The 1,008-nt window shown below is 65.8% G+C and carries 1 protein-coding gene; it reads left to right on the top strand.

All coding sequences use genetic code 11. The annotated features are described in order from the left end of the window. Positions 1-58 precede the first annotated feature (58 nt). A protein-coding gene (locus OO67_RS37700) for an IS5 family transposase (protein ID WP_417795819.1) occupies positions 59-990 on the top strand; the annotation gives its coding sequence in 2 pieces (ribosomal slippage) (positions 59-457 and positions 460-990; 930 coding nt in all). Positions 991-1,008: the final 18 nt, after the last annotated feature.

Below are 1,008 nucleotides of genomic sequence, written 5' to 3'. Positions count from 1 at the left end.
TAGGTACTGTTTCTCGGATCTCCTGACGGGGGTGGGGTGTTGGGGTCAGGCTGGCTTCATGGGTCGTGGGGATCTGACGAATGCGGAGTGGGATCGGCTGGAGGCGTTCTTGCCTCGTGCTGGTGCGCGTGGTGGTCGGTGGAGTGACCACCGGCGGGTGATCAACGGGGTTCTCTACCGTGTGCGGACCGGCGTGCAGTGGCGGGATCTGCCCGAGCGGTTCGGGCCGTGGGAGACGGTCTATAAACGACATCGCCGCTGGTCAGGTGATGGGACCTGGCAGATGCTGCTGTCCCGCATCCAGGCAGCCGAGGATGCGGCGGGCGGTATCGACTGGGACGTGTCGGTGGACTCGACAGCAGTACGAGCCCATCAGCACGCCGCCGGTGCGAGGAAGACTCCTCCGGCCGCCCTTCCTCAAAAGGGGGCCGAGCGGGGGACGAACCAGGTCGATCCGGTACTGCGGAAACTGGTCGTCCGGCTGGAGGAGGTGGTCAGATCGGCGAGTGTCTGGGACGTTCCCGCGGCGGATTCACCACCAAGATCCACCTTGCCGCCGAGGGGCGATGCCGGCCCCTCGCGTTCGTCCTGACACCCGGACACTACGGTGACGGACCCCAGCTCGAGCGGGTCCTGGAGCAGGTATCGGTGCCCCGAGCCGGAGTCGGCCGGCCTCGCACCCGGCCTGACCGTGTCTTGGCGGACAAGGCGTACACGTCGCGCAGAAACCGCCGCTACCTGCGACGACGCGGTATCCCGCACACGATTCCCGAACGCCTTGACCAGCAAAGACACCGCAAGAACCGAGGCTCCCGAGGCGGTCGCCCCACCGGCTTCGACAGTGAGCGCTACAAGAAGCGCAACACCGTCGAACGCACCATCAACCGCCTCAAGGGCTTCCGGGCCGTCGCCACCCGCTACGAGAAACGCGCCTACATCTACCTCGGTACCGTCACGCTCGCAGCACTCGTCATCTGGCTCAGAACATGATCCGAGAAACAGTGCCTA

The organism is Streptomyces atroolivaceus (assembly GCF_000717025.1).
In the GTDB taxonomy this organism is placed as follows: Bacteria; Actinomycetota; Actinomycetes; order Streptomycetales; family Streptomycetaceae; genus Streptomyces; species Streptomyces atroolivaceus.
This window is presented reverse-complemented; position numbering and strand designations above follow the sequence as displayed.